The sequence below is a fragment of the uncultured Endozoicomonas sp. genome (genome assembly GCF_947495845.1).
In the GTDB taxonomy this organism is placed as follows: Bacteria; Pseudomonadota; Gammaproteobacteria; order Pseudomonadales; family Endozoicomonadaceae; genus Endozoicomonas.
Genome location: NZ_CANMAO010000005.1, coordinates 23,847 through 48,344, shown reverse-complemented (window position 1 = coordinate 48,344; position 24,498 = coordinate 23,847). Strand labels below are relative to the sequence as shown.

At 48.4% G+C, this 24,498-nt stretch carries 19 protein-coding genes; 13 read left to right on the top strand and 6 right to left on the bottom strand.

The window, feature by feature from the left end; genetic code table 11:
• Positions 1-66: 66 nt before the first annotated feature.
• From Q1B11_RS05675 to Q1B11_RS05665, 3 genes are all read left to right on the top strand, one after another.
• Positions 67-1,572 carry a PLP-dependent aminotransferase family protein gene (locus tag Q1B11_RS05675; RefSeq protein ID WP_299728921.1) on the top strand — a complete coding sequence of 502 codons (1,506 nt, stop codon included), beginning with the start codon at positions 67-69 and terminating at the stop codon, positions 1,570-1,572.
• A 107-nt stretch (positions 1,573-1,679) separates the two neighbouring features.
• Complete coding sequence (locus Q1B11_RS05670) at positions 1,680-2,414, top strand: sulfite exporter TauE/SafE family protein (RefSeq protein ID WP_299728918.1); 735 nt, start codon at positions 1,680-1,682, stop codon at positions 2,412-2,414.
• Positions 2,415-2,453: 39 nt separating this feature from the next.
• The gene (locus Q1B11_RS05665) at positions 2,454-3,218 is read left to right on the top strand and encodes an SDR family oxidoreductase (protein ID WP_299728915.1); all 765 of its coding nucleotides are present in this window, start codon (positions 2,454-2,456) and stop codon (positions 3,216-3,218) included.
• A 59-nt stretch (positions 3,219-3,277) separates the two neighbouring features.
• On the opposite strand, the gene Q1B11_RS05660 is transcribed toward Q1B11_RS05665, so the two are convergent.
• Entirely contained in the window at positions 3,278-4,045 is a 768-nt protein-coding gene (locus Q1B11_RS05660; protein ID WP_299728912.1) for a DsbC family protein, read from the bottom strand.
• A 246-nt stretch (positions 4,046-4,291) separates the two neighbouring features.
• On the opposite strand from Q1B11_RS05660, the gene Q1B11_RS05655 reads away from it, so the two are divergent.
• From Q1B11_RS05655 to purF, 3 genes are all read left to right on the top strand, one after another.
• On the top strand, positions 4,292-4,810 hold the full coding sequence (locus Q1B11_RS05655) for an SPOR domain-containing protein (protein ID WP_299728909.1): 519 nt from the start codon (positions 4,292-4,294) through the stop codon (positions 4,808-4,810).
• A gap of 107 nt (positions 4,811-4,917) precedes the next feature.
• Positions 4,918-5,412, top strand: coding sequence for a CvpA family protein (locus Q1B11_RS05650; RefSeq protein WP_299728906.1), 495 nt, complete (start codon positions 4,918-4,920; stop codon positions 5,410-5,412).
• 342 nt (positions 5,413-5,754) lie between these two features.
• Positions 5,755-7,257, top strand: coding sequence for an amidophosphoribosyltransferase (gene purF / locus Q1B11_RS05645; RefSeq protein ID WP_299728903.1), 1,503 nt, complete (start codon positions 5,755-5,757; stop codon positions 7,255-7,257).
• 42 nt (positions 7,258-7,299) lie between these two features.
• Here purF and Q1B11_RS05640 read toward each other — a convergent pair whose 3' ends face one another.
• Positions 7,300-8,106, bottom strand: a complete 807-nt coding sequence (locus Q1B11_RS05640; RefSeq protein WP_299728900.1) for a 5'-3' exonuclease H3TH domain-containing protein — start codon at positions 8,104-8,106, stop codon at positions 7,300-7,302.
• A 145-nt stretch (positions 8,107-8,251) separates the two neighbouring features.
• On the opposite strand from Q1B11_RS05640, the gene Q1B11_RS05635 reads away from it, so the two are divergent.
• The 4 genes from Q1B11_RS05635 to Q1B11_RS05620 are packed head-to-tail and all read left to right on the top strand — an operon-like array spanning position 8,252 to position 13,455.
• The gene (locus Q1B11_RS05635) at positions 8,252-9,487 is read left to right on the top strand and encodes an O-succinylhomoserine sulfhydrylase (RefSeq protein ID WP_299728897.1); all 1,236 of its coding nucleotides are present in this window, start codon (positions 8,252-8,254) and stop codon (positions 9,485-9,487) included.
• 33 nt (positions 9,488-9,520) lie between these two features.
• Positions 9,521-10,423: an AAA family ATPase gene (locus tag Q1B11_RS05630; protein WP_299728894.1), complete on the top strand. Its 903-nt coding sequence runs from the start codon at positions 9,521-9,523 to the stop codon at positions 10,421-10,423.
• 4 nt (positions 10,424-10,427) lie between these two features.
• Positions 10,428-11,420: a DUF58 domain-containing protein gene (locus tag Q1B11_RS05625; protein WP_299728891.1), complete on the top strand. Its 993-nt coding sequence runs from the start codon at positions 10,428-10,430 to the stop codon at positions 11,418-11,420.
• Complete coding sequence (locus tag Q1B11_RS05620; RefSeq protein WP_299728888.1) at positions 11,410-13,455, top strand: DUF3488 and transglutaminase-like domain-containing protein; 2,046 nt, start codon at positions 11,410-11,412, stop codon at positions 13,453-13,455. The genes Q1B11_RS05625 and Q1B11_RS05620 overlap by 11 nt, the downstream gene beginning before the upstream one ends.
• Before the next feature lie 13 nt (positions 13,456-13,468).
• On the opposite strand, the gene Q1B11_RS05615 is transcribed toward Q1B11_RS05620, so the two are convergent.
• Together Q1B11_RS05615 and acnB are read right to left on the bottom strand one after the other, a co-directional pair.
• Entirely contained in the window at positions 13,469-13,933 is a 465-nt protein-coding gene (locus Q1B11_RS05615) for a YiiD C-terminal domain-containing protein (protein ID WP_299728885.1), read from the bottom strand.
• Between the two features lie 97 nt (positions 13,934-14,030).
• Positions 14,031-16,622, bottom strand: coding sequence for a bifunctional aconitate hydratase 2/2-methylisocitrate dehydratase (acnB, locus tag Q1B11_RS05610; protein ID WP_299728882.1), 2,592 nt, complete (start codon positions 16,620-16,622; stop codon positions 14,031-14,033).
• 395 nt (positions 16,623-17,017) lie between these two features.
• On the opposite strand from acnB, the gene Q1B11_RS05605 reads away from it, so the two are divergent.
• Entirely contained in the window at positions 17,018-18,523 is a 1,506-nt protein-coding gene (locus tag Q1B11_RS05605; RefSeq protein ID WP_299728879.1) for a hypothetical protein, read from the top strand.
• A gap of 96 nt (positions 18,524-18,619) precedes the next feature.
• On the opposite strand, the gene ppnN is transcribed toward Q1B11_RS05605, so the two are convergent.
• Positions 18,620-19,999 carry a nucleotide 5'-monophosphate nucleosidase PpnN gene (gene ppnN / locus Q1B11_RS05600; RefSeq protein WP_299728876.1) on the bottom strand — a complete coding sequence of 460 codons (1,380 nt, stop codon included), beginning with the start codon at positions 19,997-19,999 and terminating at the stop codon, positions 18,620-18,622.
• A gap of 343 nt (positions 20,000-20,342) precedes the next feature.
• Here ppnN and yfcD point away from each other — a divergent pair, with 343 nt between their 5' ends.
• Positions 20,343-20,900: an NUDIX hydrolase YfcD gene (yfcD, locus tag Q1B11_RS05595; RefSeq protein ID WP_299728873.1), complete on the top strand. Its 558-nt coding sequence runs from the start codon at positions 20,343-20,345 to the stop codon at positions 20,898-20,900.
• Between the two features lie 29 nt (positions 20,901-20,929).
• Positions 20,930-21,535, top strand: coding sequence for a riboflavin synthase subunit alpha (locus Q1B11_RS05590; RefSeq protein WP_299728870.1), 606 nt, complete (start codon positions 20,930-20,932; stop codon positions 21,533-21,535).
• 357 nt (positions 21,536-21,892) lie between these two features.
• On the opposite strand, the gene lon is transcribed toward Q1B11_RS05590, so the two are convergent.
• Positions 21,893-24,334, bottom strand: coding sequence for an endopeptidase La (gene lon / locus Q1B11_RS05585; RefSeq protein ID WP_299728867.1), 2,442 nt, complete (start codon positions 24,332-24,334; stop codon positions 21,893-21,895).
• Positions 24,335-24,498: the final 164 nt, after the last annotated feature.

The window sequence follows — 24,498 nt, the reverse complement described above, 5'->3', positions numbered from 1 at the left end:
GGGAATTTATGCGTCCGTGCTGAGATTGAGAATCTTTGCACTGGAAAAAGATAGGGCAGATGTCTTATGACTGACCATTTACTTCACATTGACTTTGCCAAAGGCCGAAGCTTGCAAGTTCAACTGCGAGAACATCTGGTGACCATGATCCTTGGGCAGCACTTCAGCGACCAGGCCCTGCCATCCTGTCGAAAACTATCCGACATGCTTCAGGTGTCCAGAAATACGGTGGTGCTTGTCTATGAGAAACTGGTAGACGAGGGGTATCTTGTTTCACGCGAACGAAGTGGCTATTTTGTGAGCCCGCACTATGTTGAGCAAGATTCTCACCTTTATTCGACTAAATGTTCTCTGTATCCGGCAGCTGAAAATGTCAGACATTCCCTGAACTGGTCATCCCGTTTGCAAAGTGACCTAAGTCATTATCGAAATATACAAAAGCCTGAAAATTGGCAGGGCTTTCCTTACCCTTTTGTTTTCGGGCAAACCGATCACTCTTTATTTCCGATCAGCCAGTGGCGAGAGTGCAGTCGTTTAGCTCAGAGCCAGCATGAAATAAATACATGGATGCCCGATCTGATAGACAGTGATGATGAGTTTCTTGTTGAGCAACTGAGAAAACGGGTGTTGATCAAGCGGGGTATCAATGTTCGGAATGATGAAATATTGATCACAGTAGGCACACAAAACTCGTTGTATCTACTTGCTTCACTGTTGGCTGGTAAGAATACTCGACTGGGTATGGAAGAACCCGGATATCCGGATGTTAGAAATATTTTCACCCATCATGGTGCAGATGTTGTGCCTCTGCACCTTGATGGTGATGGCGTTACATTGTCTGATACGATGGGTAGCTGTGACTATGTGTATGTCACGCCCAGTCATCAAGTGCCGACCAATGCCACCATGCCTATGGCGCGTCGTAAAGCTTTACTCAAAAGAGCAAATGAACAAGATTTCGTGATCATCGAAGATGATTATGACAGTGAGGTGAACCTTCAGGAACGCCCTCACCCGGCGCTGAAAAGTCTGGATGCCCATGGTCGTGTTATTTATGTGGGCAGCCTGTCAAAATCCCTTTCTCATGGTTTAAGGCTTGGTTATCTGGTGGCTGATGCAGAGGTGATTACCCAGGCCCGAATGCTTCGGCGCATGATGTACCGTCACCCGCCTGCAAATAATCAACGGACAGCAGCCTTGTTTATTTCCATGGGGTATTTTGACAGTTATCTGCAACGATTACGAAAAAGCTATTTTGAGAAATGGCAGATAATGAAGGCATCACTGAATTGCTATTTGCCAGATATGTTGGTCAATCCGGAAGCGGGTGGTTCTTCTTTCTGGCTGAGGCTGCCGGACACGGTAAACTTATCGGAGCTTGTCAGCCGCTCTATGGACGATGGCGTTATTATTGAACCGGGTGACGTCCATTTTATGGATGAAAAATCTACGCGGCCATTCATCCGTTTAGGTTTTTCAGCCATAGAGAAAGAACAGATCGAGCCTGGTATAAGAAAACTGGCTTTTCATGTTGAGCATTCTGCAAGATCGGGCATTGCTGTCGCGGTTTAATTGATCAAACCCTCTCTGTCACCATCGAAAACGTCAACTGTGTCTAAATACGTTCTTCATAGTGAGTTACACTGTCATCAGTCTTCAATGGTGGCGCTGTAATTTTGATGGAATGGTATCTGGTTTCTCCCGTTTTTTTGGCGGCATTGATTCGTGGTTATACCGGCTTTGGTTTTGCTGCTATTGCCATACTTGTACTTGGTCAAAGTTATTCAGTGGCTGAGTCGGTACCTGCTGTGTTGATGCTGGATGCAGTTGCTGGTTTACCGCTGTTATTAGGCAGCTGGCGGCATTGTTGTCCTAAAACGCTGAACTCATTGTTGATAGCCAGCAGCGTAGGCATTCCCATTGGTCTTTTCTTACTGTTTACCCTGGATGAACCAGCGTTGCGGCTGCTGGTGGCTGTTGTGATATTGGCTATGGGATTGCTCAGTTATTTGCCATCTCAGCGTGCCATACTATTAACTCGTTCGCGTTGGCTCTGTGGTGTGATGTCAGGTTGGACAACGAGTGCCGTATCAGCCGGTGGTATTCCGGTTATTATGTACATGATGAGTTCGTCACTTTCCCTTGAAAAGCAACGTGCGACGTTAATCGTTTACTTTATTTTGACGTCTATACTCTGTGCCACCTTAATTCTGTCGGGTGCTACTGATCTCGATGCCGTGTTTAGTCTCTTTTTTATGCTGCTACCATTTTGCATCGTAGGGGCTTTGGCCGGTAAAGTGCTTTTTCATCTGTATACTACAGCGATAGTTCAACAAGTTGCGTTTTTGACTATGATGCTGCTTGCATTTTTTTCGCTGATCAATACTCTGCAGACGATGATAACGACTGCTTAGAAGCTGCTCACAATAAATGAAGAAACGGAGTGACAGGGTATGAGTTCAACCACAGTATTGATTACGGGCGCCACGTCAGGATTTGGTCTGGCCAGTGCCAGATTGTTTGCCCAGAATGGATACTCGTTAATTATCACCGGTCGACGTGCTGAGCGGCTACAACAATTGGCGGATGAGCTTAAGGCGATGGTGCCTGTCCATTGTGTGACTCTGGATGTCAGAGACGCAGAGGCAGTGAGTGCCATGGTGACAGAGTTGCCAGAAGCGTTTCGGAACATTGAAGTGCTGGTCAATAATGCAGGGCTGGCATTGGGCACTGAGCCCGCCTGGGAAGCCAGCCTTGACGATTGGCATACCATGATTGACACCAATGTCACCGGATTGGTAAACGTCACTCACAAACTGCTGCCCATTCTTCGTGAACAACCAAAGGCGTCTATTATCAATTTGGCATCGGTGGCCTCTAACTGGTCTTATCCCGGTGCCAGTGTTTATGGCGGAAGTAAGGCGTTTGTCGCACAATTTTCCCGTAACCTTCGCTCGGATCTTGCGGGAAGCGGTGTTCGTGTGACCAGCCTTGAGCCGGGTATGTGTGAGACTGAATTTTCAGTCGTGCGATTCAAAGGGGATCAGGATAAGAGTGATAACCTTTATAAAGGGGTGAATCCATTATTGCCGGAAGACATTGCCAATATTATCTTCTGGATTGCACAACAGCCGGCGCACATTAATATTAATAGTCTTGAGGTGATGCCAAGCAGTCAGGCGTGGGATAATTTCAAGGTGGTTCGTCAAGCAGATTGAAGGTTGGATTGAGCTGTTAAGAAAATAGCCTGAATGTATTTCAGGCTATTTTTTATGGGCTATTTAATGTTCAGCATCTGGGCAATTGCATCTGCCGGGCGGTATCCGGGAATGACCTGTCCGTTTTCCAGAACCATGGCAGGGGTGCCGGTTACACCCATCTGCATTCCCAGCATGTACTGGTTGTTGATGATCTGTTCGCAGGCGGCTTTATCGCCTTGAACCTCAATACTGATGCTGCGACCGGATTTTAAATCGGTCATGGCTTGTTTACGGTCCGCAGTGCACCAGGCATCGGTCATTTTTCGAAATGCCGGTGATTGTTCACCGCCACGGGGAAAGGCCAGATAACGAAGTTCGATACCTAACTTATTCATTTGGCCAACTTCCTGATGCAATTTGCGACAGTAGCCACAGTCAACATCGGTAAATGCGTAGACGACGCCTTTGGTTTCGCCTTCAGGAGAGAAGACGATCATGTCTTCTTTATCCAAAGCGGCCAGGAGTTCAGCGTTAGCGTTGCTTTTCACTTCTTCTGTCAGGTTGACCAGCTGGTTGTCACGAATTTCCAGCATTTCACCTTTGATCAAATGTTTGCCAGAAGCACTGCTGTAAAGTACGAACCCACCTTTAAGGACGACTTCATAAAGGCCTGAGATAGGGCTTGGGGCAATAGACTCTACAGGAATGTTGCTGTCCAAAGTCATCAGTTCCTTTAGGATGACCGTTTCAGCATTCTTGTTGGCTGTGGCATCTGGCTCAGCTACCGCCCCCACAGAAATTGCGCTCAGCAGGCCGGTAATAAGCAGGGCGGAGAGTTTTTGCATAGGGGTTCCTCAAAATAAATAGCTCATGACCACTTCATTGAGCTATCGGCCAGTAAGTTTCTGGCTGGAAAGTCGTGTTTGAAACTTGGAAAAACAACGAGTTTAGCTTGATTTTTTCTGATTGTATTGAAGGTTATTGTCAATTGAACTTTACGTTTGCCTGATGAAGGTCATTCCCTGCTTGACCGGAAACGGCACACTTGGAATGATGTGGAGTATTAAGCCTTAATTTTCCTGGAGAATGCCTTGGGCGAAGGATTGAAACAACGGCTGTTTGGAGCTGTCGTATTATTGGCATTATTGATTATTCTTGCGCCAGCCCTGTTTAAGGGTGGAGAAAGCCACCCAATGCTGGCCTCAGACAATGATGCAGTGCCTTTACAGGCGCCATCAGTGCCGGTGTTTGTTGAGCAGCTTGATGTGCCGGCGGAACCGGTATCGGTTGCCGTCAGAGACGAGGCACAAGAGGTTGAGCCCGACCCGATCCCGACACAGAATACCGGCACTGATGAAAAAGGTCACTTGAAAGCCTGGTCTCTCAGGTTGGCTACGTTCTCTGATAAAAGCAATGCTGACAATCTTGTGAAAAATCTCAAGAAGAAAGGACATAGCGCTTATATCAATAAAGTGACAACGGACAACGGCAGTTATTTTTATCGGGTTTACATCGGGCCTGAAGCTCGCCCGGATGATTTCCAGCGGTTAAAGGCATCATTGAAGAAAGAGATGGGCTTGGATGGAATGATCGTTCGATTTCAGCCTTAGTCTTATGTCAGCCTCCTGACTTTAATTTGCTCAGCTCTCTGTCCGTCAGCCTTGTATATTCGCTATAATCTCTGGTTTTTCCTGCTTATCGTCGTGGAGAAGTTTGTTTGTCTTTTACCTGGATTGACTGGCTGATAGCCGGAATTATTATTATCTCAGCATTGCTCAGCTTAAAAAGGGGCTTTTTTAAAGAGGTACTGTCCCTCGTTACCTGGATCGCCGCTATCTTTGTGGCCTGGTCTTTTGGCGGAGCGCTGTCTGAACGATTCACTGATTACATCGCCACACCTTCCATTCGGGTTATGGCGGCCTGTGCTCTGTTGTTTGTGGTGACATTAATGCTGGGTGCACTGGTTAACCGCATTATTGCTGAGCTGGTTCAGGCCACTGGTTTGACGGGCACGGATCGTATGCTGGGCATGGTGTTTGGGGGGCTTCGTGGTTGTTTGCTGGTGACGGTGTTGTTGGGCTTGATGACGTTGGCGCCGCTGGAGCAGGATCAAGCCTGGCAGCAGTCGGTGTTATTGCCTCACTTCCTGCTGCTGGCGGACTGGTCAAAAGAAACGGTGGTGGGTTTGATGGGGCCGCTGATGCGTGGTTGACTATACCCGTCGCCTTTCAAGTTACTACCAAGTTACTACCAAGTTACTACTTTGTTGGCTGCATTCGCTCACCCCAGTCATCTACTATTCGTAGGCTCTTGCGCTTATTGTATTACTCCAGCCTTACTTGCCGCCGCGTAGAAACTTGAAATCCTTTTGGTATAGATCCGAAATTTTTTACATCTGAGCACTGAGACCGATTTCGGAATACCGTAATTTCACGTATGATTCGCCCCACACGGGTTATCAGGAAATGGATCTTCAGACAGGGAACAGGCAAATTCTTCATCTGGTCGGTCTTTTTGATAACACGCTTTACTGATCAATCCTGAGGGTGAGTACATGTGTGGAATCGTCGGTATTTCGGCAACGGTGAATGTTAACCAGCTGTTGTTCGATGCGCTGACTGTGCTACAACACAGGGGGCAGGACGCGGCAGGAATGGTAACACTGGACAATAACCGGTTCTTCCTGCGAAAAGACAACGGTCTGGTGAAGGATGTATTTCGCACCCGACACATGACACGGCTCAGTGGCGCTTCCGGCCTTGGCCATGTTCGATATCCCACCGCGGGTACTTCCAGTTCCGCAGAAGCCCAACCCTTTTACGTCAACTCTCCCTACGGCATCGCGCTCGCTCATAACGGCAATATCACCAATGCGGAAGAGATCAAACAATCACTGTTTGAGGCGGATTTACGCCATATCAACACCCATTCAGACTCTGAAATTCTGCTGAACGTCCTTGCTCACGAGCTGGCCAAAGCTGGCAAGCTCAAGCCTCAGGCCGAAGACTTTTTCAGCGCTGTGAAAGGGGTTTATGAGCGTTGCGAAGGCGGTTTTGCGGTGGTTGTGCTGGTGAACGGGCAGGGCATGCTGGGCTTTCGTGATCCCAACGGTATACGACCATTAGTGTACGGTAAACGGGAAACGGAGCAGGGCACTGAATACATGCTGGCATCGGAGTCTGTGGCGCTGGACGCTCTGGGTTTTACGCTGATAAGAGATGTGGCGCCAGGTGAAGCGATCTATATTGATGAGCAGCGGCAGTTGCACAGTTTCCAGTGTGTGCCCGGCAAGCTAACCCCTTGTATGTTTGAGTATGTCTATCTGGCGCGACCCGATTCAACAGTGGACGGTATTTCTGTTTACCAATCCCGTTTGCGCATGGGGCAAACGCTGGCGAATAAAATTCTGCGGGAATGGGGGGATCATGACATTGATGTGGTGATGCCCATTCCAGACACCAGTCGCAACTCTGCGTTGGAGCTGGCGACTCGTCTTGGCTTGCCATATCGGGAAGGGTTTGTGAAGAATCGCTACATCGGCAGAACCTTTATTATGCCGGGTCAGGCGATTCGCAAGAAATCCGTACGACAAAAGCTGAACGCCATCGGTCAGGAGTTCGCCGGAAAGAATGTACTGCTGGTGGATGATTCCATTGTTCGCGGTACTACCTGTGAACAGATTATTGAAATGGCGCGGGAAGCGGGGGCGAAGAAAGTGTATTTCTGCTCTGCGGCACCGGCGATTCGTTTCCCTAATGTCTATGGCATTGATATGCCCACCAGTGAAGAGTTGATTGCCTTCGATCGGACGATTGAGGAAATCAGCCAGCAGATCGGTGCGGATAAGCTGATTTTTCAGGAGCTGGATGAGCTGAAAAAATCCGTGGCGGCGTTAAATCCAGAGATCGAAGATTTCGATTGCTCGGTATTTGATGGCTGTTATCTGGCGGGGAATATTGATGATACGTATCTGGCTAAACTGGCTTCCCATCGGAATGACAGCAGCCGGGCAGCGGATAGCGATATTATCGATCTTCACAATGAGGATGATCTGTAATCGATCGGTTTGCCAAGGTTGGTAACCCATCGGGTTGCCGACCTACTTGTTCAGATACCTCATTTCTTTCAAGCTCATGCCCAAGTCAATATCCTCTTTAAGCGTTGCCATCTGCAGAGATAGTAAAGCGTGTTCTTTCTGATTCAGTACCTTTTTTAGAGGCCCTTTCGGTGCTTCAACGTTTGAACCTTCACTGAACAGGTTTTGCAGATTGCCAAATTGAGCCAGCAAATCACCAGCACCTTTTTTGCCAACCCCGTCGACGCCCGGGATATCACCGACCCCTGCCATACTCCAGTAATCCAGCAGCTGTTCTGGTTGAATGCCGAACTCTTTCATCACTTCTGCGCGGTCAAAATCAAGCTTCTGGAAATGATCTCTCTGGATGACCAGAGGCGATTGAAGCAGTTGGCGGTAAGCTTTGTCCGTCGACAGAATAATCGTGTTGATCTTTCCGGCAATAGCTTTATGGGTGATAGCACCAATTACATCGTCAGCTTCCACGCCATTACGGCGAAAAGTCATTAGCCCCATTTCGCGAAATGCTTTATTGAAGTCAGACAGTCGTCTTCGTAATGCGTCGGGCATCGGTTTGCGTTTGGCTTTGTAGTCCGGCAGTAATTCGTGACGCCAGGTGGGCGGATCACCATCAAACACGACTAATGCATGAGTCGGGTTGCACTCTTTAATGGCTCGCTGCACAGAGGACACGGTTGCCGACAGTGCGCCCTCAACCTGCTGAGCTTCATCATCATGATTGTCTTGGTTAGGGGCTTCTCTGCCGGGAACTGCTGCATGAATTCGGCGTATCAGGTTCAGGGCATCAATTAACAATAAGGTGGGGGCCATAGTGTGCGTTTATTCAGCAATCGTGTTGACGGTTCGACCATGATAACGAAAATTGGTTCAAGGCTGTGGATTTTGTTTGGCTTCTGTTATGTTTAGCTCCTCAAACAGGTATAACTCTCAAAAAAAAGCTGTCCCGGAATTACCCATGAAAAATCAAGACGTGAACGATCAACTTCCAGACATTGATGAAGCGCTGGGTTTCGCCACTCAGTCAATCCGGGGCGGTTCTTTTCGCAGCGATATGCGGGAGCACAGTGAAGCGCTGTATTTAACCTCCAGCTTTGTTTATGACAGCGCCGCCCAAGCTCAGGCCGTGTTTGCGGGTGATGAGCCCGGTAATGTCTACTCCCGCTACACCAACCCTTCTGTGCAGATGTTTGAAGAGCGCATGGCCACTCTCGAAGCCGGCGGCATGGAAGATATTATTGGCTGTGCAACGTCGTCCGGTATGGCGGCGATTTTGGGTAGCTGTATGGCGTTGCTGAAAAACGGTGACCATGTCATCTGTTCCCGCAATGTGTTTGGTACGACGTTTACGATTTTTGCCAAATACTTTGAAAAGTTCGGTGTGAAAACCACCTTTGTGGATCTGACCGATTATCAGCAATGGCAGGAGGCCATGACGCCGGAAACCCGTCTTCTATTTTTGGAAACGCCGTCGAATCCTCTGAGCGACGTCGCTGATATACAACGACTGGCAGATATTGCCCACAATACCTATAACAAGAGCGCACTATTAATGGTGGATAACTGTTTCTGTACGCCAGCATTACAAAAGCCGCTCCTTTTTGGAGCCGATCTGATTATTCATTCTGCCACCAAATATATCGATGGTCAGGGGCGTTGCCTTGGGGGCATGGTGGTGGGCAGAAAAGAACTGGTGAATGAAGTTCATTTGTGGCAACGGGCAGCCGGCGCCACGCTCAGCGCGTTTAATGCGTGGGTTCTGTTTAAAGGGTTGGAAACGCTCTCCATCAGAATGGAAGGCCACTGTCGTAATGCCGCCGCTTTGGCGAAATGGCTGGATGAACATCCGGCAGTAGACAAGGTGCATTACTCTGGACTGAGTTCCCATCGAAGTCATGAGCTGGCCAAAAAACAACAGTCGGCCTTTGGTGGTGTGCTGGCCTTTGAAGTGAAGGGTGGCCGAGCGTCTGCCTGGAAAGTCATCGACAGTGTCGCCATTATGTCCCGAACCGCCAATCTCGGTGATACCCGAACCACCATTACTCACCCCGCAACCACCACGCATTGTCGTCTTTCGGATGACGACAAACAGCGCTCTGGCATTACAGAAGGCTTGGTTCGTGTTGCTGTGGGGTTAGAAGATATTGAAGATCTCAAGCGGGATCTCGATAAAGGACTACAACAGTTGCTTTGATAGCACTGCCTATTATTCAATAATCAGGTTGATATGGACTCAATAATCAAGAACTGCCTGGAATCCATGTCGGGCGTTATTCGGGGGAAGGATAACGAAGTACGACTGGCGATTTGCTGTTTTCTTGCCCGTGGGCATTTGTTGATCGAAGATTTACCCGGCATGGGAAAGACGGCCATGGCGCTTTCTTTCTCTCGTCTGTTGGGTCTGGAATATCAGCGGATTCAATTTACCAGCGATTTATTGCCAGCGGATATTCTCGGTGTCTCGATCTTTGATCAGTCTGCCAGTGACTTTCAATTTAAACCGGGCCCGGTGTTTACCGGGATGCTGCTGGCCGATGAGGTCAACAGAGCATCACCCAGAACCCAGAGTGCATTGCTGGAAGCCATGGAAGAACGTCAGGTGACTGTTGATGGTGAGGCCAGAATGCTGCCAAAGCCGTTTATCGTTATTGCGACCCAGAACCCGGTATTTCAGGAAGGTACCTTTGCGCTTCCGGAATCTCAGCAGGATCGCTTTTTAATGCAGATTCATATGGGGTATCCCGATACCGAATCTGAAAAAGCCATCTTGAAAGGCGAGGCTGGTCGTCTTTGTCTCAATAGTCTTGAGCAGGCGATGACTGCAGAAGAGCTTCTGTTGCTGCAGGAAGAAGTGGACAAGGTCAGCGCCAGTGATTTGCTGTTGGATTACATTCTTCGATTGTTAAAAGCCACGCGCAGTGAAGAGCATTTTGAGGTTGGCCTGTCGCCACGGGCTGGCCTTGCTCTGCTTCAGGCTGCAAAAGCCTGGGCCCGTATTGACGGTCGAACTTACGTGGTGCCGGAAGATGTTCAAACGGTATTTCTGCCCGTGGCAAGGCACCGTTTGACCACCAGTAAGCATGGGATTTCACCTGGCGAATTACTGGCCCGTGTTAACGTGATGGTTTAAACGGATGCGCTCTCACAGTATGAGTGAAGGTCTGAAATCACCGGGGACGTGGCTATCGGAACGGTTTCGCCGCTGGATTGACAGCCGAAGCCCTCGCTCCCATCGCATCAGATTAAACCAGCGTCGTATTTATATTGTGCCCACAGGCTACGGTTTTTTCTGGCTGTTGATGGTGTTGTTGGTCTTTCTGGTGGCCACAAACTATTCCAACTCATTAGCATTTGGGCTGTGTTTTTTCATGCTCAGTCTTTTTCAGATTTCCATGATTCATACGTGGCGAAACCTGGCCGGTATTACGTTGGTGGTGCGGGGCGCTGAGTCGGTTTATGCGGGCGAACCGGTGCCGGTGAATTTGGAATGCCTGACCGAAGGTCGCCAGCGCTTTTCCATTTTGATGGGCTGGCCAGAGTCCGAAATGGTGTCTGCCAGTTTTTCCCATGATCATGAGCAGTCACTGTTGGCGCCAGAAGAGCAAAGAGGGCGATTTCGACCGGGCAGGATGCTCATCAAAAGCATTTATCCATTGGGTTTTTTTCGTGCCTGGACTTGGGTTCGGTTGGATTACCACTCGTTGATTTATCCCGCGCCGGAGGAAGATGTACCATTACCAGAGGGGAGCTCCGGTAAGGACGGTGAAAGATCGCTGGTGAAATCCGGTATTGATGATTTTCATGGTTTTCGCGGTTATCAGGAAACCGACAGCCCTTCCCATGTTTACTGGCAGGGTTTTGCTAAAACGGGGGAACTGCTGACCAAGCAGTTTGATCAGCCCGTTGGTAGAGAGTTGTGGTTTTCTTTGGATCAGGTTGCTGGTTACGACCTTGAAAAACAATTGTCGATTTTGACCGGCTGGTGCCTTCATTGTGAACGACAGCGTTTCAGTTATGGCTTAACCCTGGGTACACAGAAGCTGTCGCCTGCCAACGGCGCAGCCCATCTGCATAAAGCATTGGAATTGCTGGCACTTTACAACGTTGATGACAGTGATGAACGCTAAAAAGAAAAAAGTCATGAGCCCGGCGGTATCGCGCTACGCCACGTTGTGGTTGCTGTTGGCTCAGGTTATGGTGGCGCTGCCGGTGTTTGATGTGTTGCCCGCAACGGTGCTACCGCTGATTGCTCTGACGCTATTGTGGCGCGTGTTGATTTGGTTTGGTCGTGGCTTCTGGCCGAATGTTGTTATCAGAATAGTGCTGGTGGCCTGTTCTTTTGGGTTAATTATTACCGGTTTAGGTTGGACGTTTAGCCTGGAGATGGCGGTGACTGTTTTGGTCACCGGCTACGCATTGAAAATGCTGGAAATGGTTACTCGACGAGACGCCATGATTGTGGCGTTTATTGGCTTCTTTGTGACCGGTGCCGCAGGTTTGTATTCTCAATCGTTGTCACAGGCCGCTTATCTGGTGCTTTGCATTGGTGTGTTGGTGGCGGCAGTTCATGCTATCTATTCATCGCCTGATCAACGTTCAATAAAAGTCAGTGGTCGCTTTGCTGGATTGATGGTGCTTCAGACGTTGCCATTAACCATTGTACTGTTTGTCTTTGTGCCTCGATTGGGACCCTTGTGGGCGGTGACCTGGCCGGACTCCTCAAAGCAAACCGGTCTTTCCGATACCTTAAAGCCTGGTGATGTTGCCAGCTTGAGCCAATCCTACGAGTTAGCATTCAGAGCGCAGTTTAAGGGGGGAATGCCTTTACCGGATCAACGTTACTGGCGAGCTCTGGTTTTTGATCAATACAATGATGGTCAGTGGTCGCAAACCAAACTGGATACAGTGCGCCGTCAATACCCTGATGTTGTCGTTAGTGATAGCGACTGGCAAGTAAAGAAGAGTTCCGCGGTCAGCTGGTGGCAGAATCAGCCAGACGGATATGATTACGAAATTTTACTGGAACCCAGTGGCAGTGAGTGGTTGCCTACTCTGGGGCCGGCTGCCAGTGCAATAGCTGATAGTACCTTGTTTCGTACCATGCGGATTGAGGCAGAACGCCCCGTGTTCGAAAGGAAGCTCTATCGTCCTTCATCGGAGCAAATTGATCCGGTATCCGTATCCATGCCAGCGTGGCTAAGAGAAGTGAACACAACATTACCTGACACAGGTAATGAAGAGAGTCGCTATTTTGCACGACAGTTGTTTGAGGAATCGGAGGGTGATCCTCTTGTTATGGGTTGGAGTATTTTGAAGTTCTTCAATCAGTCCACGTTTTATTACACTCTATCGCCGCCGCTGATGGGGCGGGATGAAGTGGATGATTTTATGTTCCGTTATCAAAAAGGTTTCTGTGAGCATTATGCCAGCAGTTTTGTCTTTATGATGCGCTCAGTTGGTGTGCCGGCTCGTATTGTTACGGGTTATCAGGGCGGTGATTTATTACCGGAAGACAATGTTATTCGGGTATTACAGAGAGATGCTCATGCCTGGGCAGAAATCTGGGTGGATGGTGAAGGTTGGATTCGTTTTGATCCAACGACAGCGGTCGCTCCTGAAAGGGTAGAGCTGGGCATTGATGAGATGATTTCCCGAGGACGGCTTGAGCAGACAGAGTTGCCATTGGCCTACCATTTGAGAAATACCCAAGTTCTGAAGTTTTTGAGAAACCAGTGGGAAGGATTGGAGTATCGCTGGCAGAAATCAGTTATCCAGTATCAAGAGGACACTCAGGAAGATTATATGCGTCAGTTGTTTGGTACTGCAGCTTATTATTGGCACCAGATGACAGTACTGGGTGGACTGATGGTTATCTTCCTTTCACTGTATGGTGTTTTCTTTTTGTTGAGCAAAAAGTCAGCGTTGAGCGTACATCAAAAATTATGGCTGTCATTAGAGAAAAAGCTAGCGCGCAAAGGCTATCACCGAGAACCCGGAGAAGGGCCGGCGGCGTTTGCTGATCGTATCTGTTTAGAAAATCCTGCTCTGGGGGAAAAGTTGAAGCCAGTTATTAGTCGATATATCCGCTCGGCTTATGGGAAAACGGACGATTTGGATAAGGCTGAATTTCAATCTCTCAAAAGTGCCATAAGCCAGATATGAATTGTTGTGGTAATCATGGGATTGCCACATAGAGCCCTTTGTAAGTCGCGATATGAATCTCATCCGAGAGCAGTGTGATGGTTAACTCCAGTTTGGCTTTACGCTGTTCGCCTAATCGCTCATAAAACGTTTCTGGAACCTGAGCCTGGCACTTTGCGATGATTCTGTCTGTGCCGGGCGCGTGATAGGTCATTTGTGAATCAGCAATCACGGCAGCGCATTCTTTTACTATTGTGCGTGCGTAAAGTGTCGTGTAAAGCCAGCCGCAAATGGTGGCCAGTGCAGCAATGCTTCCGCCAAAAGCAGTGCCTTTGTCGTTAATATTGGGCTCTAGCGGGCAGCTGATGGTTAGCTCTCCATCCTGAAACTGATCAAAGCTGACATCCATATTGTTCAGTAGTGGAATATTGTCTTTGATCCACCGAGTCAACTCCGGGGTAAAGAGTGATTCTGGTGTGGGTTTTTGGGTGTTGTTCATAAATGCTCTGTAATAAAAAGCTCTGCAATAAAAAGCGCTGTAATAAAAAGCCCCTGAAGATCAGGGGCTTTGGATTTACATTGACATCGTTGTCTGATTAACCAGCTTTGGCAATAATGTCATCTGCCGCTTTCTGATAAGACTCAACACGGTCAAAGTTCAGGTACTGATAGATGTCCGCAGACATGGATTTCAGATTGCTGGCGTATTCCATGTACTCTTCAGTAGTCGGAATCTTGCCCATAATCGCGCCCACAGAAGCCAGCTCTGCAGAGCAGAGGTATACGTTAGCGCCATCACCCAAACGGTTCGGGAAGTTACGGGTAGAGGTAGACAGTACAGTCGCACCGGGCTCTACGCGAGCCTGGTTACCCATGCACAGTGAACAACCCGGAATTTCTGTGCGAACACCGTTGTCGTTGTAGATTTCGTAGTAACCTTCTTCTTCCAGCTGCGCCTTGTCCATCTTAGTAGGAGGAGACATCCAGAAGCGGGTCTTCAGCGGCTCGTGATTCTGCTCCAGCAGTTTACCGGCAGCTCGGAAATGACCAATGTTGGTCATGCAGGAGCCCAGGAAGACTTCGTCCACTTTGTCACCGGCAACATCAGACAGTGTACGTGCGTCGTCTGGATCGTTTGGTGCGCAGAGGATTGGCTCTTTGATGTCGGCCAGATCGATTTCGACGATTTCAGCGTACTCGGCATCTTTATCTGCCCGCATCATGGTTGGGTTCGCCAGCCATTCTTCCATCTTACGTGCACGACGCTCAATGGTACGACGATCGCCATAACCTTCGCTGATCATCCAGCGCAGCATGGTGATGTTGGAGTTCAGATATTCCGTGATGGATTCTTCAGACAGGGTGATGGTACAACCCGCTGCAGAACGCTCTGCGGAAGCATCAGACAGTTCAAATGCCTGCTCAACAGTAAGGCTTTCAAGACCTTCGATTTCCAGTACACGACCAGAGAAGGCGTTCTTCTTGCCTTTTTTCTCGACGGTGAGCAGACCTTGCTTGATGCCGTACAGTGGAATGGCATGAACTAGATCACGGAGGGTGATGCCCGGCTGCATTTCACCTTTGAAGCGAACCAGAATGGATTCTGGCATATCCAGTGGCATAACACCGGTAGCCGCTGCAAAAGCAACCAGACCAGAACCCGCCGGGAAGGAAATACCCAGTGGGAAACGGGTGTGCGAGTCACCGCCAGTACCAACAGTATCCGGCAGCAGCATACGGTTCAGCCAACTGTGGATGATGCCGTCGCCAGGGCGCAGGGCAACACCGCCACGGTTCATGATGAAGTCGGGCAGTGTGTGGTGAGTTTCCACGTCCACTGGTTTTGGATAAGCAGCCGTGTGACAGAAAGACTGCATCACCAGATCAGAAGAGAAGCCCAGACACGCCAGATCTTTCAGTTCATCACGGGTCATTGGGCCAGTGGTGTCCTGAGAGCCAACGGTGGTCATCTTAGGTTCGCAGTATTGACCAGGACGAACGCCTTCAACACCGCAGGCCTTACCAACCATTTTCTGAGCAAGGGTAAAGCCGTGAGTGGACTCTTTTGGTGCCACTGGACGACGGAAGATGTCTGAATGACCTAACTTCAGCGCTTCACGGGCTTTGTCAGTGAGACCACGACCGATGATCAGGTTTATCCGGCCGCCTGCCTGAACTTCGTCCAGAATGACGTCGGATTTAAAGGTGAATTCGGACAGAACTTCGCCGGACTCAGATAGAATCTTGCCGTCGTATGGACGGATTTCAATCACGTCACCCATGTTCACTTTGTCTACGGGTGCTTCGAAAACCAGTGCGCCAGCATCTTCCATGGTGTTGAAGAAGATAGGAGCTACTTTGGCACCGATGCAGATACCGCCAGCACGCTTGTTGGGTACGCCAGGCATATCATCGCCGAAGAACCACAGTACAGAGTTAGTGGCGGACTTACGGGAAGAACCGGTACCCACAACGTCGCCCACAAAAGCAACGGGCAGACCTTTGCTCTTGATCTCTTCGATTTGCTTCAGAGGGCCGGTCACGCCGTGTTCTTCTGGCTCAAGACCATCGCGGGTCATTTTGTAAGCAGCGCGAGCGTGCAGAGGGATATCTGGGCGGGACCAGGCGTCTGGAGCAGGGGACAGATCGTCCGTGTTGGTTTCGCCGGTGACTTTGAATACCGCCACTTTGATGCTTTCTGGCACCGCGTCACGCTTGGTGAACCATTCAGCGTCCGCCCAGGATTGCAATACTGCTTGAGCGTGCTGGTTACCGGCTTTGGCTTTTTCTTCCACATCGTGGAAAGAATCGAATACCAATAGTGTGCTCTTTAACTGTTCTGCAGCCAGTTCTGCCAGTTCGGCGTTGTCCAGCAGTTCAATCAGAGTTTCGATGTTGTAACCGCCCAGCATCATGCCCAGTAATTCAACGGCTTTTTTATTGTCGACCAGTGGGGATTCTGTTTCGCCCTTGACGATGGCGGACAGGAAACCGGCTTTTACGTAAGCGGCTTCATCAACACCGGGAGGAATACGGTTTTCCAGCAGGTCAAGAAGGTACGCTTCTTCACCGGCGGGTGGGGTTTTCAGCAGTTCAACCAGGCCTTGTACCTGTTCTGCGCTCAGGGGCTTAGGTGGGACACCTTCCTGTGCACGCTCTTCGACGTGTTTTCTGTATGCTTCTAACACGAGTTCTACCCTCATCATCTGTGGCAGGCTCTTGGGCGATCCTTCGACGAACCATTGTGATTATTGGGTAGGCTCGTCAGACGTTCCAAGGTGAAATCTTGGCCAGTGCTCACGCAATGATGTTGATAATTATCAGGCAGTTAAAGCACTGGCGGCGCGGGCAGTATAGCGGAACGTACATTTCAAGTTAAGTAAAGACCGAAATAACCACTATTTTTTTAGTGAATGGGGTGTCAGCCAGCGTCTGGTCTGATAGTTACGAGTATTGTTGATGAAAGGTGGCCAAACGGGGAACTTGTTTCTGATCATCTGATCAATATAGAAGATATTAATGCCGGTTTAAACAATTTGAACCAGTCAATAGAGAGGTCAAAACTGAAATGCTAGTAAGTTTGATGGGTAATCATTCGTCTTTTGGTATTGCCTATACCTCGCCCCCAAAGAAATTTACGACTGGTGATCCAATAAATCCAAAGGGTAAGTGTTTAGGTGATAAGTACTTTTCAATTGCCACCTTTGATGTGCCTAAAGATCAGGCTTATTTCGTTAATGTGGTACATATATCGGGATCCAGGATAGAAAGAGGTGCGTTGTCATTTGGTGATGTGGTAAAAATAAGAGGTCAGACTTTATCTTGTTTGAATTCTGAGATCCAATTTATAGATGAAAATGAACTCCCAAAGTATGGGCGATTGCCTATCAAAGAATTGAAGGATAGAAATATAGCTGTAATCCATAGCGAAGAGGGGCATAAAACGGTTGGTGATCTTGGTGTGAAGGCGCGACAGGATTCATTCTACTGCGAGCAAGTTGCTTTTCACCCGGATTTGTCTGATCAAACGATCAGAGAGCTGGCTGAACAGGGATATTTCAGAGCTCCAAATCTGAATGGACAATATCCAGAAAAAGATAATAGGCTAAAAGCGTATGGCGCTACTGGGTATTCGGTGACTAGCTTAAATATGATGTCAGGCGCTAGCGAAAGCGTTGGGTGGCTTAAAAACGAAGGCTCCGAGGGAGAGCTTTCATTGGGTTTGCATCAAAGTGAGATCGTGCGATTTCATGACACGTCAGAGAATAGTAAGTCCGTTCAGGCTCTGAATTCTCCTTTTATTTCATTGGGTAAAACTTCGCCGTGCTCGGGTATTTTGTCAAAGATTTATTCCCCAGATGCGGGTAATTTTTTAATGTTAATGCGTCACCCTGATACAAAGCTACCGCTTTTGTCTAAAGAGAGGGCGGTCAGTGAGCTGCGGTTGGCGTATCTGGAGAATTATAAAAAGTTTCCGGAAAACCTGTCTGCTTCTTCTCGGTTAGCCTTGGGTATAAAAGATGCGATTCTATATAATGAGCCTTATAAAGAGGCTAGTGACTTCTGTAAAGATGCCGTTGATCAATTGAAAAAATATCAAACCGGAGCAGAAGCTGGTGAAAGTAATGACGTGATATCTGGAGAAGCTTCTTCAAATGCTGGCAGTGAAATAGTGGTGAAATCTATAAAGACGTTAGAGTTTGCCGGAGAATACCTTGACCAGATGCGTGAACCTGTAAGCGAAGTTATTTATGCAGACACATTGGCAGCTCAGGGTGGCTCAGCTAATAAAGAAGAAACGGCGCTTGATAAGATGAACAAAGAACGTAAATTGAAAAGAAATATTCTTGAGTGTGAGAGAGATCTTGTGAGGAAGGGAATTGAACAAGATGTTATTACAGAAAAAGGGGATCACTTTCCTCTTTTCAATCATATGCTGATTTGTGTGGCACTAGTGCCATTAAGGTCTATTGGCGGGTTAGAGGTTTCTGCTCTTTCTAAGCAGGCTGATGGCATATGCAGCAAAATCAATGAAAACCAAACGAAAACTTTGAAAGTATTAGCTGGTAATTCATTTTATATCGGTTAATGCTGTCGGCTCTCCTTGGTTAATTTGTCAGGCTGTTTTTTCAGGGAGTCTTGCGCTGCCTGAAAAAACAGCAAATATTTTACAAGATATTTTGTATCACCCTTCAACTATTTCGTAGCAGGGTTCGTAGTGGCTGCCCGGTAGCTTCATACGATGCTGGTCTACAAACGACTGTAGAAGCTTATCCATTTGCTTCATCAGCTCTGGTTCGCCGCTCAGTCGATAAGGTCCTTTTTGTCGAATCAGATTGACCCCGTCTTCTTTTATATTGCCGGCAACAATGCCGGACATCACACGGCGAAGATTGGCCGCCAGTTGGTGTGGTGGCAGGTTGCTGTGTAAATCCAGTGCGGCCATGTTCTCATGGGTTGGATCAAAAGGATGTTGGAATTCCTGATCCACCTTTAACAGCCAGTTGAAGTAATAGGCATCGTTCTGGCTTCGGCGGAAGCGGGTGACTTTTTCCAGTCCTTTGGCCATAAGAGTTGCCACTTTAGCAGGATCGTTAACGATGATTTCGTATTTGTTCTGGGCTGCAACGCCGAGGGTGTTGCCAATAAATTCATCGATCTGTTCAAAATAGGCTTCAGAGCCTGCCGGGCCAGTGAGTATCAGGGTGAGGGGGATATCCTGATTATCCGGATGTAAGAGGATTCCCAGCAGGTAGAGGATTTCTTCGCAGGTGCCCGGGCCACCGGGAAATACAATGATGCCATGGCCGAGACGGACAAAGGCTTCCAGACGTTTTTCAATGTCCGGCATAATGATCAGTTCGTTAACGATGGGATTCGGAGATTCAGCCGCGATGATGCCCGGCTCCGTTAAACCGATAAAACGGCCTCTGCTGATGCGTTGTTTCGCATGGCCAATATAAGCACCTTTCATTGGGCCTTTCATGGCACCGGGGCCACAACCTGTGCAGATATTCATTCTGCGCAGCCCCAGCTGATAGCCAACCAGTTTGGTGTATTTGTACTCGTCTCGACCGATGGAGTGACCGCCCCAGCAGACAACAATATCCGGCGTCTGTTTGGTGATAAAGGCATTGGCGTGACGAAGGACCTCAAACACCTGGTGAGTGATATCGGAGGAGCTGACGGCTTCATCGTTCTCTTTGTGCGGTACCAGCGAGGAGACGTAGAGAATGTCTCGCAGAACAGAAAACAGGTTTTCTCTGACGCCGCGAATCAGTTTGTTATCGACAAAGGCGGAAGCGGGGGCGTTGATCAGTTCGAGCTTAAGCCCGCGGTGTTCCTGAATAATGCGAATATCAAAATCGGTATAGGATTGCAGCAGCTCTTCAGCGCTGTCGCCTTCCATTTCATCACTTAACACGGCCAGAGCACACTGGCGAAACAGTCGGTGCAAGCCCGCTTTGGAGTTATCCTGCAGGCTGTGAACTTCCCGGCTCGATAGCACGCGCATGGTGCCAACCGGATTGACGGTGGTGGAGACTACATTATTGGTTTGGCTCATTCTGCCCCCTTTGGAGATGCTGAATCAATCATTCTGCCGTCTGATAAATGTAGAGTGCAGAACGTAGTTTGTATCGGTTCCTTTGCGCTGTTGTGGAGTAAATTGTGGAGTAAGTCGTGGAGTAAAGTGTGCAGTAAATGATGCACTTGCCTGTTTTATCATACTGTTTTTATTGGGTGTTGGTCAGTCTTGAATATGATCCGTTACTCTGTCATCTTCATAGGGATCAACGTTAATCGAGCCATCAGGCCAATTTTTCTTCTTAATTTCTCTTTCCGCTCAATATTCCCTTGATATAAGATGTTGTCATAATAAAAAACGATGACAGCAACAGGAGATCTCGATGCCTGGTCAGCAAGAGGTACAACCGTCTGTGGAAACGTCTGTAGACTCTTTAGTAGAGAGTGTGGTGGTCGTAGATGATCACAATTTTGTCTTAGGGGCGGTGCCCAGAGGGCAAATGCGAGAAGAGGCGCTTTGTCATCGAGCAACATACGTGTTCGTGTTTAACAGCGAAGGTCAGTTGTATGTTCAGGAACGCACTCTGAACAAAGATATCTACCCGGGCTACTATGATCCGGCAACTGGCGGAGTGGTCACCGAAGGGGAGAGCTATGATCTGGCTGCCTCCCGGGAATTGTCTGAAGAGATGGGGATTGAAGGTGTCAAGATTACTCCCCACTTCCACTTTTATTTTCAGAATGATGATTGTCAGGTCTGGGGCAGGGTGTACACCTGCTGCTATGATGGGCCTCTGGTGTTGCAGGAAGAAGAAGTGGCCAGTGTGGTCATGGAATCACCAGAAGATATTTTATCAAACCGGAATCACCGAAATTATACCCCAGACAGTCTGGTTGCTCTTGAACGATTGGTGCATTGTCTGCGCTCAAGACGGCCATAAGATTTATTAAGTCATAAGCGAAGTAGTGTATGTTTACAGGCATTGTGAAAGGCTATTTTCCCGTTAGCCGGATTGAAAAGTTTAATGAGCTTAATCGTATTACGGTGCAGCTGCCGCCAGAGCTTCTGGACAAGCTTGAGATCGGTGCGAGTATTGCGGTGAATGGTTGTTGTCTAACGGTTGTCGCTTTTGATCAGAACGGTGTCAGTTTTGATGCGATGAAGGAGACATTGCGGGTCACTAACCTTGGTGTTATTGAGGAAGGCAGTAAGGTTAATATCGAACGGGCGGCACGGTTTGGTGATGAGATTGGCGGACACCTGTTGTCTGGTCATATTCACGACACAGTTGAGATATGCGACGTTATTAAAGAAGAAAATAACGTCACCATCTTCTTCAAATTTGATTCGAAATGGAAAGATTATATTCTTTCTAAAGGTTATGTTTCCTTAAATGGTTGCAGTCTTACCATTGGCGATAAGGTGGAAGATGATCGTTTCTGTGTGCACTTAATCCCCGAAACGCTAAAGGTGACGTGCTTTGGCACTTCTCAGGTGGGTGATCGAATCAACCTTGAAATTGACAGCCAGACGCAAGCGATTGTTGCGACGGTAAAAAGCTATCTAGGAGGCTGACCGAGAATAGGTTGCCCTACTGCGGTGGTAGTAAATTGGTCTAAAGATTCCGTTTTGTTCAGCAAATAGCACCACTATTCACTTCACAAAACAGAATTTTTATCCTCAATTTTCTACCATCCTCGCTACGGGCGCTATTCTCGGTCAGCCTCCTAGCGGCAGCAAAGCACTGAACCTGATTTCAGGTGTTTTTTATAGACGATAAATGTCTTATAAAATGTGGCGGGATTTATGAAGTGGGACCATACTAAGGATGCTCACTAGCGTGTCCAAACGGTATTAGTTACCGCTGCTATGATAGTGAAGTAAAAAGCGCCATCTTCGGATGGCGCTTTTTTAATGGTGATTTTTTAACATTTATTTTTTAATGCGCTTACCGGCACTTTTCTTAGCGCTTGGGCTAGGGAAGGCGACTTTAAACACATCGTCGTACTTTTGGGCGAAATGCACGGTGAGTCCTTCGCGGATGTAGTCGGGCAGTTCGTCAAAGTCTCTGCGATTGTCATCTGGCAGTATCAGGGTTTTGATATTCTGTCGCCGTGCAGCAATGACCTTTTCCCGAATACCACCGACAGCCAGCACTTGACCGGTCAGTGTCAATTCACCGGTCATGGCAAGATTCTTTAACGGTTTGATGTCGCGAGCCAGTGAGATCAGTGCAGTTGTCATGGTAACGCCGGCACTGGGGCCGTCTTTTGGCGTGGCACCTTCCGGTACGTGCAAGTGGATAAAGGCATTCTTGAGAAAGTCTTCGGGCACGCTGTATTTTTTGGCGTTGCTGGTCATGTAGCTGTGAGAAATCTCAGCAGACTCTTTCATGACATCGCCAAGCTTGCCGGTCAGTTTGAAGCCAGCCCTTTGTTGATGAATTAAGCAGGCTTCCACCGGTAATGTGGCGCCACCCATCGACGTCCAGGCAAGGCCGGTAACGATACCAGCACCTTCCAGCGTTTTATCCGGGCGGAAGTAAGGCGCGCCCAGAAATTCCTCAAGGTTTTTGCCAGTGACGCTGAGTTTGCTCTCATCGTTTTCCAGAAAGCGAACGACTGTTTTACGGATAATTTTTTGCAGTAGCTTTTCCAGATGGCGCACGCCGGATTCACGGGCGTAGCCATCAATGATCTTGCGGAAAATGGCGTCCGATATTTTTAGCTGGCCTTTCTTCAGACCTGCTTTTTTCAATTGCTTAGGCCATAGATGATTTTTGGCTATGGCGACTTTTTCTTCTGCAATGTAACCGGATAGACGAATGACGTCCATTCGGTCTCTTAACGGGCCGGGGATGGTATCCATCTGGTTCGCTGTGCAGATAAAGAGCACTTTTGAGAGATCAATGCGCATATCCAGATAATGGTCCAGAAACTCCGCATTTTGTTCGGGGTCCAGCACTTCCAAAAGGGCAGAAGCAGGATCGCCGCGATAAGAAGCACCGATTTTATCAATCTCATCCAGCATGATGACCGGATTAGCCACTTCGACTTCTTTAAAGGCCTGAACCAGTTTTCCGGGCATAGCGCCAATATAAGTACGACGATGTCCTTTTATTTCTGCCTCATCCTGCATGCCGCCCAAACTGAAGCGATAGAATTTTCGATCCAATGCCTTGGCAACAGATTTGCCAATGGAGGTTTTGCCCACACCGGGAGGGCCTACTAGCAGCATGATGGAGCCGGCAATTTCTTTTTTGTAAGCACCGACCGCAAGAAATTCAACAATACGATCTTTGACGTCTTCAAGGCCGTCGTGATCTGAGCTGAGTACCTGCCGCGCCTGAGGCAGATCAAGGTTGTCTTCTGAATAGATGCCCCAGGGGATAGAGGTAGCCCAGTCCAGATAATTCCGGCAGATGGCGTATTCTGGAGAACCCGTCTCCAGAATGGACAGTTTTTTCAGTTCATCATCTATTTTACTTTTGGCGTGCTCGGGCACCACCATGGGTTCCATGCGCTGCTGAAACTCTTCGATTTCAGCGGTGCGGTCGTCTTTGGAGATGCCCAGCTCTTTCTGAATAACTTTGAGCTGTTCTTTTAGAAAGAACTCCCGCTGGTGGGTGCTGATTTTGCGATTCACTTCCGCATTGATTTCACTTTGCAGTCGGGCAACTTCCTGCTCTTTACGAATCAAGACCAGTACTTTTTCCATGCGTCGCTGGACGGGAAGGGTTTCCAGTACTTCCTGCAACTCCTGGCCAGGCGCAGTAGTAATAGCGGCTGCGAAGTCAGCGAGTGGGGATGGGTCTTTTGGGCTGAACCGGTTGAGATAGTTTTTCAGCTCCTCACTGTAGAGCGGATTCAGTGGGATCAACTCTTTGATCGCCTGAATCAGTGCCAGCGCATAAGCTTTGACTTCATCGCTGTTGTCTTCGGTGTTATCGAGATACTCCACCTGAACCAGATAAGGTGGACGACGGCGGAGCCATTGCCGAATTCTGAATCGTTGCATGCCCAGGGCGATGAATTGCACCTGATCATGTTCGGACACAATATTATGGATTTTGACCACGCAGCCCACTTCAGGGAAGTCGTCTGGCGCAATATCATCCTCCGACATTCTGCTGACAAAGCTGAGGCCTACGGCTTTATGAGTGCTCTGACCCACGCGTTGGAGAGTTTCTCCCCACTCTTTGTTACTGAATACCAGTGGCTGAACCTGAGCAGGGAAGAATGGCCGGTTTGATACCGGAATAAGGTAAAGTTTGTCAGGCAAAGCCTGATTTGGGAGAACCAGTCCTGTACCAGGTTCCTGGTTTTCTTCATCCCCGAGTAGTACTTCGGGATTGTTGGAGTCCTGATCTGTCATGATATATCTGCAATAAGCTGGTTAAGAGAAAAAACGTTGGGAGTTCTGTTGCTGATGGCGTCAGCGATCTGAATAACGGTTCTAGCTATCAATGTTGAGCCTTATTCAGGTTTTTCAATGGGTGGTATTATTTATTATGGTCGAGTTTGAAAGCTCTGGCTTAA